The 14,706-nt window shown below is 49.6% G+C and carries 12 protein-coding genes and 1 pseudogene; 6 read left to right on the plus strand and 7 right to left on the minus strand.

The annotated features are described in order from the left end of the window. Positions 1-129: 129 nt before the first annotated feature. From ABV298_RS07000 to ABV298_RS07020, 5 genes and pseudogenes are all read left to right on the plus strand, one after another. Positions 130-1,257 (plus strand): Gfo/Idh/MocA family oxidoreductase, encoded by a 1,128-nt coding sequence (locus ABV298_RS07000; protein WP_353723152.1) that lies wholly within the window; start codon positions 130-132, stop codon positions 1,255-1,257. A gap of 85 nt (positions 1,258-1,342) precedes the next feature. Then, on the plus strand, positions 1,343-2,488 hold the full coding sequence (locus tag ABV298_RS07005; RefSeq protein ID WP_353721437.1) for a Gfo/Idh/MocA family oxidoreductase: 1,146 nt from the start codon (positions 1,343-1,345) through the stop codon (positions 2,486-2,488). Between the two features lie 22 nt (positions 2,489-2,510). Beyond that, a complete protein-coding gene (locus ABV298_RS07010) occupies positions 2,511-2,921 on the plus strand; it encodes a four helix bundle protein (RefSeq protein WP_353721438.1) in 411 nt (136 codons plus the stop codon). A gap of 71 nt (positions 2,922-2,992) precedes the next feature. After that, positions 2,993-4,045, plus strand: a complete 1,053-nt coding sequence (locus ABV298_RS07015; RefSeq protein ID WP_353721439.1) for a sugar phosphate isomerase/epimerase — start codon at positions 2,993-2,995, stop codon at positions 4,043-4,045. A gap of 83 nt (positions 4,046-4,128) precedes the next feature. Then, positions 4,129-7,543, plus strand: a pseudogene (locus ABV298_RS07020) (ThuA domain-containing protein). A 172-nt stretch (positions 7,544-7,715) separates the two neighbouring features. Here the strand turns inward: ABV298_RS07020 and ABV298_RS07025 are convergent. The 7 genes from ABV298_RS07025 to ABV298_RS07055 form a co-directional block, all read right to left on the minus strand. Beyond that, the gene (locus ABV298_RS07025) at positions 7,716-9,173 is read right to left on the minus strand and encodes a tail fiber domain-containing protein (protein ID WP_353721440.1); all 1,458 of its coding nucleotides are present in this window, start codon (positions 9,171-9,173) and stop codon (positions 7,716-7,718) included. 469 nt (positions 9,174-9,642) lie between these two features. After that, the gene (locus tag ABV298_RS07030) at positions 9,643-10,464 is read right to left on the minus strand and encodes a tail fiber domain-containing protein (protein ID WP_353721441.1); all 822 of its coding nucleotides are present in this window, start codon (positions 10,462-10,464) and stop codon (positions 9,643-9,645) included. A 71-nt stretch (positions 10,465-10,535) separates the two neighbouring features. Further along, positions 10,536-10,790, minus strand: a complete 255-nt coding sequence (locus ABV298_RS07035) for a hypothetical protein (protein ID WP_353721442.1) — start codon at positions 10,788-10,790, stop codon at positions 10,536-10,538. A 226-nt stretch (positions 10,791-11,016) separates the two neighbouring features. Continuing rightward, a complete protein-coding gene (locus tag ABV298_RS07040; protein ID WP_353721443.1) occupies positions 11,017-11,817 on the minus strand; it encodes a TIGR02757 family protein in 801 nt (266 codons plus the stop codon). Then, positions 11,804-12,016, minus strand: a complete 213-nt coding sequence (locus tag ABV298_RS07045; RefSeq protein ID WP_353721444.1) for a hypothetical protein — start codon at positions 12,014-12,016, stop codon at positions 11,804-11,806. Before ABV298_RS07045 ends, ABV298_RS07040 begins: the two co-directional genes overlap by 14 nt. 14 nt (positions 12,017-12,030) lie before the next feature. After that, positions 12,031-13,023, minus strand: coding sequence for a LysM peptidoglycan-binding domain-containing protein (locus ABV298_RS07050; RefSeq protein ID WP_353721445.1), 993 nt, complete (start codon positions 13,021-13,023; stop codon positions 12,031-12,033). Positions 13,024-13,026: 3 nt separating this feature from the next. Next, positions 13,027-13,815, minus strand: coding sequence for a DUF4905 domain-containing protein (locus tag ABV298_RS07055; protein ID WP_353721446.1), 789 nt, complete (start codon positions 13,813-13,815; stop codon positions 13,027-13,029). Between the two features lie 44 nt (positions 13,816-13,859). On the opposite strand from ABV298_RS07055, the gene kdsB reads away from it, so the two are divergent. Next, positions 13,860-14,603, plus strand: coding sequence for a 3-deoxy-manno-octulosonate cytidylyltransferase (kdsB, locus tag ABV298_RS07060; RefSeq protein ID WP_353721447.1), 744 nt, complete (start codon positions 13,860-13,862; stop codon positions 14,601-14,603). Positions 14,604-14,706: the final 103 nt, after the last annotated feature.

A 14,706-nucleotide genomic window follows, 5' to 3' on the forward strand; every position in this document is an offset into this window, starting at 1 on the left:
TCCTAAGCGATGTTTTTTATGTCTTAAATTTATATTTGTGAGAAGTAAGAGTCCTTTCCGCGGCTCTTTCCTATCTGTATAATCTATATCGAAAACCTTAAACCAACTGGAATGTCAAGAAAGATCAGAATGGGCATGGTAGGCGGCTCCCTGGATGCATTTATTGGTGGGGTCCATCGCCGTGCAGCGATCATGGATGGAGAAATTGAGCTGGTTTGCGGAGTATTCAGCTCCGACCCCACGAAGTCGAAGGAAACCGGAAAAGCGCTATATCTGCCTGAAAACAGGGTTTATAACGACTTTGAGGAAATGATCCTGAAAGAAAAACAGCTACCCGAGGGTGAACGCATGGACTTTGTTGCCATCGTTACGCCTAACCACGTACACGCCGCGCCTACGAAGCTCGCGCTGGAAAACGGCTTCCACGTCGTTTGCGACAAACCTATTACACTGAATACCGAAGAAGCGGAGGAAATCGTGGCACTGGTGGAAAAAACCGGACTGATCTTCTGTCTTACGCACAACTATACCGGTTACCCTATGGTAAAAGAGGCCCGCCATATGATCGCCTCCGGTGCCATTGGCGAAGTAAGAAAGGTCATTGTAGAATATCCGCAGGGCTGGCTGGCCACATTGGTGGAAGTAACCGGTAACAAACAGGCCGCATGGCGCACCGATCCGAAGCGCTCGGGGGCCGCAGGCGGGCTGGGCGACATCGGCACCCATGCCGAGAACCTGGCCGAATACATTACCGGACTCAAAATCACCCAGATTTGTGCCGACCTTACGATATTTGTGGAAGGCCGTTTGCTGGATGATGACGCACATGTTCTGCTTCGCTTCAACAACGGCGCGAAAGGTATTCTGCAAAACAGCCAGATCGCCAACGGAGAGGAAAACGACCTCAATATCCGCGTCTACGGCGAAACAGGCGGCCTGCAATGGAAGCAAATGGAGCCTAACACGCTGATCCACAAAACCAACCAGGGCACACGCATCATCCGCACGGGCGTGGGTAACCTGTCTAAAGCCGCGCAGGTGCATACCCGCATCCCTGCCGGCCACCCCGAAGGCTATTTCGAGGCCTTCGCCAATCTCTACCGCAACTTCGCCATTCATGTGAGGGCTTACTGGGAAGGCAAAAAGGCCGATCCGGTATACGATTTCCCGACTGCGCAGGATGGTTTGCGAGGTATGAAGTTCATCGACGCCGTCATCGCTTCGAACAAGACGGAGACGAAATGGACCAATTTCTGATTCCGAATACGCGATTCAATTACTGTACATCTCAATTTAACCCGCGAGAGCGGACTGTTTTTCACCAATCATTCCATACCCATTTATGAACAAAATCAAAGTTGGCGTTGTCGGAACAGGCTTCATTGGCCCCGCACACATTGAAGCGCTGAGACGTCTTCCTAATGTAGAAGTTGCCGCTCTTTGCGAAGTGACCGCAGAACTGGCCAAGGAAAAAGCTGACGCACTCGGCATTGCGCGCTCCTACACCTTCGACGAACTGTTGAAGCAGGATGACATCCAGGCTGTCCACATTTGTACACCTAACTTTTTGCACTACTCGCAGTCAAAAGCCGCATTGCTGGCCGGCAAACACGTAATTTGTGAAAAACCACTGGCGAAGGACCTCGCCGAAGCGGAAGAGCTCGTTGAGCTGGCCGCGAAAACCGGCCTGGTGAATGCCGTTCACTTCAACCTGCGCTACTACCCTCTGGCCCGCCAGATGAAATCGATGCGTGAAAAAGGCGAGCTGGGCGAGATTTATTCGTTCATCGGGTCGTATTTGCAAGACTGGCTTTTCTACGACACCGACTATAACTGGCGCCTCGAGCCGGACAAGTCGGGTGATTCGCGCGCGATCGCGGACATCGGTTCCCACCTGATGGACATCCTCGAATACATCACCGGCCTGAAAACCGTTGCCGTTCTTGCGGACTTCAACACCGTTCATAAAACCCGCAAGAAGCCGTTGAAAGCCGTTGAGACTTACTCGGGCAAACTGCTGCAACCGGAAGATTATGCCGATGTACCCATCAACACCGAAGACCACGCGAACGTATTGCTCCGCTTCGACAATGGAAACAAAGGGGTGATCACCGTTTCGCAGGTTTCGGCAGGCCGTAAAAATCGCATGTCGCTGGAAATCTCCGGCTCCAAAAAGACATTCAGCTGGTGCTCGGAGTCACCGAACGAAATGTGGATCGGTAACCGCGACAAGGCGAACGAAATCCTCATGCGCGACCCATCGCTCGTGAACGAGGACGTCCGCTCGACGATCACCTTCCCGGGCGGCCACAACGAAGGCTTCCCGGATACCTCGAAACAAATGTTCAAGGAAGTATACGCCGCCATTGCAGCCGGCAAACAGCCTGAAAACCCGACGTTCCCGACATTCGCAGACGGCTACCGCGAATTGCTGATTTGCGAGAAGATTTTGGAAAGCAATAAGAAAGAGGCTTGGGTAACCATCTAATTTTGAATGATTGAATGAGTGAATGATTGAATGGGGCGTTGATACTCATTTCTTGGCACACACTATAAATATGGTTGATGATAAAAAGGATTTTGTTTCTCAGTTACAGGGTCGCACTAAGCAGTTTGTATTGAGAAGTATTAGAGTCTTTAAAGCATTGCCACCGACGGAGGAGGCACGTATTGTCGGAAAGCAATTTCTACGATCGGCGTCGTCTGTTGGAGCGAATTACAGAGCTGTGTGCCGAGCGAGGAGTCAGAATGAGTTTTTTGCGAAAATGAGCATAACGGTTGAAGAGGCAGATGAGTCACTCTTCTGGATGGAGATAATGTCCGAAGCAGGTATTCTACCCTCCGAAAAGCTAAAAGCTCTGATGGAAGAAGCAGAAGAGCTCATCAAAATCCTGTCCAAGGCCCGGAAAAACGCCCGATGACGCAATCAACATGTTATTCATCATTCAATCATTCAGTCATTCAATCATTCAGTCATTCAATCATTAAAATTATGAAAACAATAAAAGGCCCCGGAATCTTCCTCGCTCAATTTCTTGGCGACGAAGCTCCGTTCAACTCATTGGATACAATTGCAGATTATATGGCTGGTCTGGGCTATAAAGGCCTTCAACTCCCTACCTGGGACCCGCGTGTAATCGACGTAAAGCAGGCTGCCGAGTCGCAGACTTATGCCGACGACCTGAAAGGCAAACTGGCGGATAAAGGCCTTGAAATCACCGAACTGGCTTCGCACATTATCGGCCAGCTGGTAGCTTCGCATCCGGTTTACGACGAGATGTTCGATGGTTTTGCGGTGCCCGAAGTTCGGAAAAACCCGAAAGCACGTGCGGAATGGGCTGTGCAGCATTTGAAATATGTGGCACAAGCAAGCCGCAGATTAGGCCTGAAGGCTTCTGCGACATTCTCCGGCGCTTTGGCATGGCCGTTCCTGTACCCCTGGCCTCAGCGCCCTGCCGGACTGATCGAAACCGCATTCAAAGAACTGGCCACCCGCTGGAAGCCTATTCTGGATGTGTATGACGAGAATGGCGTAGACGTGGCCTATGAGCTGCACCCCGGTGAGGATTTGTTCGATGGTACTACTTTCGAAATGTTTGTAGACTACCTGGGCGGCCACACCCGTGCGAACATCAACTACGACCCAAGCCATTTCGTGCTGCAACAACTGGATTACCTCCAGTTCATCGACCTCTACCACGACCGCATCAAAGCATTCCATGTCAAGGACGCGGAATTCAATGCAACCGGCAAGCAGGGCGTTTACAGCGGCTTCGCAGGTTGGGCCGATCGCGCCGGACGTTTCCGTTCGTTAGGTGACGGCCAGGTGGATTTCGGTGCAATTTTCTCCAAATTGTCACAGTACGACTACGACAGCTGGGCGGTTCTCGAATGGGAATGCTGCATCAAGTCGCCCGTACAGGGTGCGGCCGAAGGTGCACCGTTCATCGAAAGCCATATCATCGAAGTGACTACCAAAGCGTTCGACGATTTCGCCGGAACCGGTGCAGATGAGGCATTTAACCGTAAGGTTTTAGGTTTATAATTGTCGATTATACAAGTATATTGAAAACCTGTCTTCCTTATGGAAGATAGGTTTTTCTACGTTAACCAATACCAACCAATCTAATGAATGAATCCCCTTTTCGAAAAGTTTTAAAACGTTTCAGGGTTGCCGGCGTGACGGCCCTGGCATGTTGCAGTCTGGCGGCTACTGCCCAGATGGTGACGCCGGAAAAACGCGTGCTGGTATTCTCGAAGACTGCCGGGTTCCGGCATTCCTCTATTCCGGCAGGGAAAACCGCCATATTGAAACTGGGCAAAGAAACTGGCTTCGCGGTAGATACTACTGAAAATGCGGCTGTTTTTACCAACAATAACCTGCAAAAATACAGCGCCGTCATATTCCTGAACACCACCGGTAATATACTGAACGACAAGCAACAAGATGCATTTGAGCGTTATATTCAGGCGGGCGGCGGCTATGTGGGTATCCACGCGGCGACCGACACCGAATACGACTGGCAGTGGTACAACAAGCTGGCAGGCGCGCAATTCCTGAGCCATCCGGGCAACCCGAATGTACAGGAGGGCGAGGCATTTGTTGTAAATGATCAACACCCGTCCATGAATGGTTTTCCAAAGAAATGGAAGATCAAAGACGAGTTCTACGATTTTAAAAACTTCAATGAGAAGGTAAATGTCCTTGTAAAAATCGACGAAAAGACTTACAAGGATGGTAAAATGGGCGACAATCACCCGATGTCGTGGTACCATGAGTTCGATGGCGGTCGCGCATTCTACACCAACTTTGGCCATGAAGATGCCACCTATACCAATCCCGTCTTTGTAAAACACCTTACCGGCGGACTGAACTGGGCAATGGCCTCGAAACTGGATTATTCAAAATCCCGTCCGGAAGAAAACCGTTTCACTAAAAAGGTACTTGCATCTAAATTGGACGAGCCTACCGAGCTGGTTGTGCTGGACGACCAGCGCGTGCTTTTTACCGAACGAAAGGGGAAAGTGAAACTTTACAATCCTAAGACCGGCAAAATCAAAATTGTGGGCGAAGTACCCGTTTATACCAAACAGGAATACGGACTAATGGGCCTCAATATCGACCCGAATTTCAAAACCAATAAACTGGTTTACATGTATTATTCACCGCCTTCCTCCGAGCCGGATACTGCCCAACATTTGTCGAGATTTAAATACGACGACGTAAATGACACGTTGCTGCTCAGCACGGAAGAAGTACTCCTGACCGTGCCCGTAAAACGGACCGACTGCTGCCACACCGGCGGGTCTATCGCCTGGGATGCGAAAGGAAACCTTTATCTTTCTACCGGCGACGACGTAAACCCGTTCCAATCCAACGGATACGGCCCGATCGACGAACGGCCAGGGCGTGAAGGATGGGACGGGCAGCATACGTCTTCGAATACCAATTCTTTGAGAGGAAAAATATTGCGCATTAAGCCCCGCTATGGCGATCGCCGCGCGAATATGCCCGGAGGCACCAATTTGTACGATATTCCGGAAGGCAACCTCTTTCCACCGGGAACGGATAAGACCCGCCCGGAGATCTACGTAATGGGTACCCGCAACCCCTATCGCATTTCCGTGGACCAGCACACTGGTTATTTGTATTGGGGCGATGTTGGCCCGGATGCGTCGGTCGACAATCCAAAACGCGGACCGAGAGGCTACGACGAGGTAAACCAAGCGCGGAAGGCAGGCTATTTCGGGTATCCGCTTTTCATTGCCGATAACAAGCCGTATGTCGATTTCAACTTCGCGGACAGTACTTCGGGCAAGCCGTTCGATCCTTTGAAACCGATCAATAACTCGCCACATAACACCGGTTTACAGGAGTTGCCGCCGGCGCAGCCCGCATTTATTTACTATCCTTATGCGGATTCACCGGAATTCGGGGCGATCGTTGGCAAAGGCGGACGCAATGCCATGGCTGGCCCGGTATATTATGCTGCTGATTATCAGGACAGCAAGGTTAAGTTCCCTTCCTATTACAATGGCAAGTTCTTCGCCTACGACTGGATCCGCGATTATATCAACATTGTGACTATGAACGAGAAGGGCGACTTGCAAAGCATCGAGCGTTTCATGCCGGGTACCAAGTTCAGCCATCCGATCGATATGCAATTTGCTAACGATGGTTCCTTGTACACATTGGAATACGGCCCCAACTGGTTTGCACAAAACGACGAGGCCAGCCTTTCGCACATCACGTTCAATGCAGGTAACCGTGTGCCCGTAGCCATCGCAACCGCTACAAATGCCACAGGAGCAGTCCCTTTGAAAGTAAATTTCTCTTCCAAAGGCTCTCTGGATTACGACGGCGATCCGATCAAATACGAATGGTCTTTCGGCAAAGGTTTGCCCAAAAGCACGCTGGCTAACCCAAGCTTTACGTACGCTAAACCAGGGGAATATACCGCCACTTTGAAGGTGACCGACAATGCTGGTAATTCGAATACATCCGAAGTGATCGTGCGTGTAGGCAATGCCATTCCGAAGGTAGACGTGGCTATTAAAGGCAACAAAACCTTTTATTGGAATGATAAGCCCGTGAACTACGAAGTATCCGTTTCCGACAAAGAAGACGGTAGCCTTGCCAACAAGAAAATTTCGGAGGACGAAGTTACACTAACCATCAATTATCTCGAGGGTTTCGATAAAACGCAACTCGCCCAGGGGCATCAGGCCAACACCGGCTTCGAAACCGGCAAGCGCATGATTGAATTGAGCGACTGTAAGGCCTGCCACTCGATCGACAAAAAGTCCATCGGCCCCGCATACCGCGAAGTTGCCAGGAAGTACGCCAAAGAGCGCAATTCGTTGAAAACGCTGACGGATAAGGTACTCAAAGGCGGCAGCGGCGTATGGGGCGAGCAGGCAATGCCCGGCCATCCGCAGCACAAGCCTGAGGAAGTGGAAGAAATGGTGAAGTATATTCTTGGGCTCGCCAACGAAAAGGCCGTCGACAAAAAACCGCTGAAAAGCTCATATGTGACGCAGGCTAAGAAGAAAGACGGTTCTTACATTTTCACAGCCAGCTACACCGACAAAGGTAACGGTAATATGGGCCCATTGACTGGCTCTAAAACCATCGCACTGCGTCCTTCGACATTGATGGCAAACATGGCGGACACGACCAGAAATACCTTCAAATACAAAGGTGACAACGGCAGCGAAATGGTGATCGGAATGAAAGACGGCGGCTTTATCGCGTTCGACGACATCGACCTGACCGAGATTTCCAAACTGGCTGTTTCCGTGGGAAGCAAAACCGGCCAGTCTGCCGGGGGGGACGCTGGAAGTCCGTCTCGACGGCGTTGCCGGGACCAAGATCGGTGAGGGTAAAGTGGACAAGACCGAAACGATCAGCATTCCTCTGAAAGCTCCCGCCGACGGCAAGTTGCATAAGGTCTATTTTGTATTCAGAAATGCCGAGGCCAACAACAAACCGTTATTTTCGATTGAATCGGTACGGTTTGAAAATGCCGTTTTATCAAAGTAACACAGGCTGAAAATGATAAAAGCGGGTCTCTTCATGGGGACCCGCTTTTTGTATATAAAATAAGACAATACTATTTCTGAACAACCATTTTCTTCACGCCGTTGCTTTTTCCATCCGTAACGAGATCATAAAGAAAGACGCCATTTTGAAAATCCCCGGCTGAAATAGTCAATTACCCTTCCCCGCGCTCCTTTACCACATAAGAATTCACTTTCACGCCATTTACCGAATACACTTCGACAGTCGCTTCCTTTACGGACTGCGGAATGAAGTATTTAATTGCCGAATTTCCGGAGAATCCGTTCGGAACATTTTGTTCGAAAACTACCCCATTCGTATTCGGCTCCATCCGCGCCGCGCTGCCATTCAGAGGCTTTGCTGTATTCGAGGCTACGATCCGCTCCAACTGTTCGAGCCGCTTTGACAATGCAGCAACCTGTGTATTCACCTCTTTCAACTCCGCATCCTTCTGCTCGATTATCTGCTGCTGCTCTTTCACGGAATTAATCAGAATGTAGGTGACGGCATTGGCATCGTAATCCAGATATTCGGTTTTGTTGCCCAATGAATCCTGGTGCATAAATGTACCAATCGTGTACGGTGCTATTTTCTGCATTTCCTGCGCGATGATGCCAACGAATTTCTTGTCGCCCGTCTTAATGCCTGCCTGGCCGTTGTACTGGAACCAGACGGGTTTAATTTGTTTGAGTAAATCCAGGCCATCGGTGAAGTCGGTAATGTTCTTTTTTAGGCGGCTGTCCGAGGCTACAATCCAGTCCGGCGAGCCGGCTTTGGCGGCAGCATCGGTGCTGAGGTGGAGTTGGAATGAGGGGGCAGATACGCCTATCCCTACATTAGCTTTATTGCCAAGAACAAGACTATTACTTGACAAAACCTTAGCGTCCGCGCCGATGGCCGAAGCGTTTATCAAAGTCGGCTCGCCACCTGAATTGTAACCGAGATATGTATTCCGTTCACCGGTGGTGTTTTCCGCTCCCGCCCGACTACCAAGAAATGCATTGTAGCGGCCATCGGTATTTAATAGCCCGGCTTTTGCACCTAAAAAAGCATTGGCCGCACCTGTGGCATTGGAATATCCGGCTTCATTGCCTATGAAAGTATTGGAAACGCCTGAGGTCGTAGAATAACCCGTCCGGTAACCTACAAAAGTGTTAAAACTTGCATCGCTGCTCAATCCAGCGCCTGCTCCCAAAAAAGTATTTTTTGATCCCTGAACACTATTTTGTCCTGTCTCCAGACCAATAAAGACGTTCATTTCACCAACGTTCCCGTGGCCTGCTGACATGCCAAGAAATGTATTTCCGGTCCCATTGCCAAAATATCCTGCTTCCAGGCCCACGTACGTATTTTTACTACCATTCACACATCCATAGCCAGCATTATTACCGACAAAAGTGTTCCAGAAACCTGTGGTATTACTTATTCCGGCCTGATGTCCCAAAAATGTACTTCCCGACGCCGTATTCACTGTCCCGGCCTCTGTGCCGAAAAACGCATGACCTATGCCTTGCGTACCGGCGCCAACACCATAGTGCGTTTGAGCGTACCCGTTGAGAACCATTGTGTGCGCAAGCGACAGCACTGCCACAAACTGGTAAATCCGTTTCATATTTATCAATGTTTTGAGGGAAGTGTGTTCTTCCCGATTCAATTTGTTGTGTCGATGAAAACATAGGCAAATCCGATGAGTGACCCTCTCGTCAAGGTTATTCATCGGTGAATACGGGTTGCCCCAACTAATAATTCGAATACAAAAAAAGAGGGCCTCGTCCCCAAAGCCCTCTCGAATTCCACTAAATATTGCTCTTACTCCACGAGCATCTTCTTCGCGCCCAAGCTCTTACCATCCATGACCAGATCATAGACATGTACCCCACTCTTATATTTATCCGCCGAAAGAACCAGTTCCCCCCGCTCCCCGCTCCAATATCGGGTGCGAACTGACTTTTACGCCCGCAACCGTATAGACGTCGATCACGGCTGTCTTTACAGATTGTGGAATAAAATATTTAATGGATGTCTTAGCGGAGAATCCATTGGGTACGTTTTGTTCCAAAATACCCCCTTCCGGTTGCTTATTAAAAACCCCCCGGCGAAACGTTCGCCAACCGCTCCAACTTTTCAAGCCGGCTTTCCAATGCCTGGATTTTAGCCTCTTTATCTTCGATGATACGCTGCTGCTCCTTCACAGAGTTAATCAAAATGTAAGTCACCGCATTGGCGTCGTAATCCAGGTATTCGGTTTTGTTGCCCAATGAATCCTGATACGTGAAGGTACCAATTGTATAAGGTGCTATTTTCTGCATTTCCTGCGCAATGATACCTACAAATTTCTTGTCGCCTGTTTCGATGCCTGCCTGGCCGTTGTACTGGAACCAAACGGGTTTGATTTGTTTCAATTGATTCAGACCATCTGTAAACTCCGTAACATTCCTCTTAAGTCTCAAATCTGACAGTACCGCCCAGGTGGCAGATCCAGCCTTAGCCGCAATACTTTTGCTTAACTGCAATTGGTAGAACGGAGCAGAATAGCCGATACCTACATTGGCATTATTCCCTAAAACCAGGCAATGGCTGCCTGTAACCATCGCCGATGCCCCGATTGCGGTAGCATTTATCAAACCAGCATTACCTCCCGCGGCGTAACCCAAATAGGTATTCCTTTCACCGTTGGTATTACTCAGTCCTGCCCCATGGCCCAGGAATGTATTAAAGTTACCAGTTTCATTACTGGTTCCAGCCTTAGCCCCCATAAAGACATTGTAGCTTCCCGCTTCATTCTTCAATCCACTTTCATCTCCCAAAAAACAATTTTGTGTGCCTTTTGTTTTTTGACCAGCCGAACGTCCAATGCCAATATTAAGGCTACCAGAAGTGAACATTCCCGCCTGATAACCCATATAAACGTTGGCCTCTCCGTTGATATGGTTCTGTCCAGCCGAGCCCCCAATAAAAGTATTCGCAGAACTATTCACTGCCTTTTCTCCGCTAAAACTCCCCAAATAAACATTCCCAAATCGGTAATACCCTTTGTTCCGGATCCGTAGCCGATGTAAGTATTATACAACCCATTAACTCCATTGGATTTACCGGCATATGTACCGATGAATACGTGACCTCCTCCAACTGTACCGGCACCCTCGCCGTAATGTGTTTGAGCATTTGCATGAGGCAGATGGAAGGTTCCTACGAGCAACGCAATTACCATTTTGTAACTGTTCTTCATAAGCGTGCATGTTTAAATTGAAATGAAATGGTCTACAATCGTTTTTCAACAGCACAAGTTTGAAAGGAAAATCTTGAATTTAAAATTGGCTGTACAAGCGGAAGAATGGCGTTACTTTGCGGATTTAGGGCCTTTCGTGCTTTGAATTAATTACAAAGCGTCCACGATAAATTGACAAAATATTTTCGCTCGAACCATAGTTATATGGAAGTGACCAAAATGTTTTTTACTTCGCAAATCCCTCAATCCCCAACCCGAATAACGCGAAGTCATATTTCACAGGATCGTTCGGATCGAGCAGCCGCAGCGATGCGGTAAGCTCAGTAGCAGTCTGCCAGTCGGTAACCGGCCGTTTGATAAGGCCCAGAACACGTGCGACACGGTCGACGTGGACATCGCAGGGGCAGACGAGTTGCGCAGGGCGGATGGTATTCCAGATGCCGAAGTCAACGCCATTGTCGTCCTTGCGCACCATCCAGCGCAGGAACATATTCAGGCGCTTGCAGGAAGATTTGCGCGCAGGCGTGGCGATGTGCTTGCGCGTACGTACGGGGAAGTTTTCGGAGTTGATGAAGAAGTCATGGAAGCCCGTGAGCGCATTTTCGATGGTAATGTCGCCGGGCATCATATGACTGCTGAATGCGAATTCCAGCGAGTCGTGAACTTTGTAATATTCCTGAAAGAAATGCAGGAAATACAGTGTATCGGTAGCGTTGAAAGTGCGGTGTTTAAAGTGCAGGAACGGTTTCAGGTCGCTTTCGTGGTGATTGCGGACGAAATCGTAGGGAGCGTTGTCCATTAACGCGGCCAGTTCCAGGCATTTATTGATAATGGTCTTACGCTGGCCCCAGGCAAGTACCGCCGCCCAGAAGCCCATGATCTCGATGTCCTGCTTCACGGAAAACCGGTGCGGAATGCTGATCGGGTCTAAAGCAATAAAATCCGGCTGGTTGTATTGGGCTACCTTTTCATCGAGCAGCTCCGCCACATAGGAGGGTGGGTAGGCGGTGTGGCTAGTGTCTGGCATGGCTACCTCCGAACAGGTAAGCCAGCACACGTGAAATACCTGAGAAAATCATTACAATTCCCGAAAAAAGGAATGTAAAAACAGCGATAAACGGATACAGCAAGGTGAACATAACGCTCCATACCTTGTATCCCGGCGTATTTTTTAATGCTTCGCGCTCCTCTTCTCTTTTGGAACGAAACTGTGGTGCGTGTTTCATAATATATTCCGTAGCTATTCGAGGTAACTCACTACGGCCCTGAATCGTTTGCTGTTGGGGGAAACTTTTTCAAATGCGCGCGACGAAAGTTTGATCACAATGTCGTCGTTCACGCTCGTGTCGGGAATGCGGCCGATAATGCGGACAATGATTTTTTCCTGGTTGTATTCATTCAAAACCTCCACCAGCGAGCCGATCGGCGCCGTACGGTGCAGGCCCAGGAATTTACTGGTGCTTTCGTCTGTCTCGATCACTTCCGCCAATCCCGACTCCGATTTCTTCTTGCTTTTCACCACTTTCGGCGGGGCTACTTCTTCCACTGGCTTCACAACCTTCTCGGGTACGACCGCTTTCGCCTTTACGGAATCCTTTACAACTGTGGAAGCCACTTTGGCGGGCGGGGGCGCCGCCGCCGGTGCGGCTGCTTTCTCAGCTCCTTTTTCGCTGACGATCAGTTCCTGGCCGTCTTTGATGTTATCGTCCGTCAGATTGTTCCATTTCCGGAGGTCCGCCATCAAAACACCGTATTTAACAGCTACCCGGTACAATGTCTGCCCCGGCTCCACTTTGTGTATGCCGTTGGCAGGTACGGCGGTCGCGGCGGATGCCGACGGCGCGGACGTGCTCGTCGCAGCAGCCGGCGTATCGGTTACGGGCTTGGTTTCCTTTACTTCCGCCTTCACCAATTCCTTTTTCTCTTCTTTCTTGTCGTCCTTTTTGGAGTCTTTTTTTGTGACCTTAGGTGTATAAGGGACCCGGATCGTTTGTCCGGACTGAATCTGGTCGCTCATGCCGGGATTGGCTTCGCGCAATGCGTGGATCGTCGTCCCGTACTGGCGCACGACGGCGAACATGGTCTGTCCCTGGTTAACCTTATGCAAAATGAAGATCTTCCCTCCTACCTTTTCGACCCCCACGGAGTCAACAGCATTCAATCCCTTGGCCCGGGCACTTGTCAAACCTGTCATCAATCCTGCCAAAAGGGCCAGGCAAAAAATGTATTTCATTTATTATGAAAGCGTTAAACTCGAAAACTCGTTGCTATTTTTCAGATAAACCAGTGTGGACGCTTTCAGCATCATCGTCGAGCGGCCCGTTCCTTCCCGCCCTTCCGACAGTTTCTCGTGTAAAACCTGTTGCTTCTGATCGGTTACTATGAGGAGGTATTGCACTGTTTTATCCTGCTCGTAAATATAATAAGAAAAGATTATATAGGGTCTTTTCTCCAAATAATCAATGGCTACCGGGATGTGCCCGCCGGTTGCGCCGGTAATAAATTGCGCGAGCCGTTCGAAAAACATATTCCCTTCGATGTAACGAACGGGTTCCTTTAAAATTACCTCCGTGGTCGTTTCGGGAAGTCCTTCATTCAAAGCCAGCAGCGCTCCGGTGGCTGCGTTGCAAAACATGTGTTTAAACGAATCGCCCTGTTTGGTGGCAACTTCAAGCAGCTCCCCAACACCGCTGCTTACCAGTACGTAATTGGGCATAATCCACGACAAAAATCCCGTTTCACCGTTCACGGCCAGCAAATCCGTCGGCTCAGGCACCTCAGGGTAGCGGTAATTATGCAGAAAAATGCGGTTATGGGAGAAGGCCGTCAGTGAAGTCCACCAGTCGGTACCTTCTATCGTTCTGTGCCATTTCAATGCCAGATTTTCCGGATCGACGACCGCAAAAGACACTTCCCGACGATCTGCATCGCGCAATTCGATGACCCACAGCGAACTTTCGGGATCGGCATCGGGCATGACCCGCCATATGTTTTCCGAAAACCGGAACGAAAACAGATTTTGCAATTTTTTACCTTTATTTTGAGCCAAATTTAACTGACAACGACCTCGTGCGCATTTTAGGAATAATACCGGCCCGCTACGCTTCTACCCGCTTCCCCGCCAAGGCATTGGTGGACATCGGCGGAAAAAGCATGATCCGACGGGTTTACGAACAAGCATCCAAAGCTACGCAACTCGATCAGGTTATCGTAGCAACCGACGATGAAAGAATATTGTACCACGTCCGGGAGTTTGGCGGAAAAGCCGTCATGACCTCCCCGGACCACCAGAGCGGTACCGACCGCTGCTTCGAGGCGCTCACCAAAACAGAGGGCCGGTATGACTACGTGATCAACATCCAGGGCGACGAGCCATTCATCAGCCCGGAGCCGATCGATCACCTGGCTTCCGTACTCAACGGGGAAACCGAGCTGGCGACATTGGTCAAAGTCATCGATAATGACGAAATTCTCTTCAATGTGAATGTGCCGAAAGCTGTTTTGAACAAGCGCGGCGAAGTCATGTATTTCAGCCGTCAGACCATCCCTTACCTGCGCAATGCGCAAAGCCAGGAGGAATTTCTCAAATCGCATGTTTTCTACAAACACATCGGCATTTATGCTTACAGGGCCGATGTTCTGGCGGAAATCACGAAATTGCCTGTTTCGTCACTCGAAAAAGCGGAAGCATTGGAGCAACTGCGCTGGCTGGAAAACGGCTACGCGATCCGCGCCGTCATTACTTCCGACGATTCGCATGGCGTAGACACGCCCGACGATCTCGACCGGGTTACCAGAAAATTTTTACCCTGACAGGCATTTGTGGAATACATTTTTTACAACGAAGGTTAACGTATAACGATAAGCCGTATATTTCTTAAAAAACGTTAAAACCGTTTTGCGTATACGACTTGCT

It is taken from the genome of Dyadobacter sp. 676, from assembly GCF_040448675.1.
Classification (GTDB): Bacteria; Bacteroidota; Bacteroidia; order Cytophagales; family Spirosomataceae; genus Dyadobacter.

Bases quoted from the DNA above. Each gene is read 5' to 3' on its own strand.
- ABV298_RS07000 (WP_353723152.1), top strand. From the start codon at position 130: ATGGGCATGGTAGGCGGCTCCCTGGATGCATTTATTGGTGGGGTCCAT.
- ABV298_RS07005 (WP_353721437.1), top strand. From the start codon at position 1,343: ATGAACAAAATCAAAGTTGGCGTTGTCGGAACAGGCTTCATTGGCCCC.
- ABV298_RS07010 (WP_353721438.1), top strand. From the start codon at position 2,511: ATGATTGAATGGGGCGTTGATACTCATTTCTTGGCACACACTATAAAT.
- ABV298_RS07015 (WP_353721439.1), top strand. From the start codon at position 2,993: ATGAAAACAATAAAAGGCCCCGGAATCTTCCTCGCTCAATTTCTTGGC.
- ABV298_RS07025 (WP_353721440.1), bottom strand. From the start codon at position 9,173: ATGAAACGGATTTACCAGTTTGTGGCAGTGCTGTCGCTTGCGCACACA.
- ABV298_RS07030 (WP_353721441.1), bottom strand. From the start codon at position 10,464: ATGGGTTATCAGGCGGGAATGTTCACTTCTGGTAGCCTTAATATTGGC.
- ABV298_RS07035 (WP_353721442.1), bottom strand. From the start codon at position 10,790: ATGAAGAACAGTTACAAAATGGTAATTGCGTTGCTCGTAGGAACCTTC.
- ABV298_RS07040 (WP_353721443.1), bottom strand. From the start codon at position 11,817: ATGCCAGACACTAGCCACACCGCCTACCCACCCTCCTATGTGGCGGAG.
- ABV298_RS07045 (WP_353721444.1), bottom strand. From the start codon at position 12,016: ATGAAACACGCACCACAGTTTCGTTCCAAAAGAGAAGAGGAGCGCGAA.
- ABV298_RS07050 (WP_353721445.1), bottom strand. From the start codon at position 13,023: ATGAAATACATTTTTTGCCTGGCCCTTTTGGCAGGATTGATGACAGGT.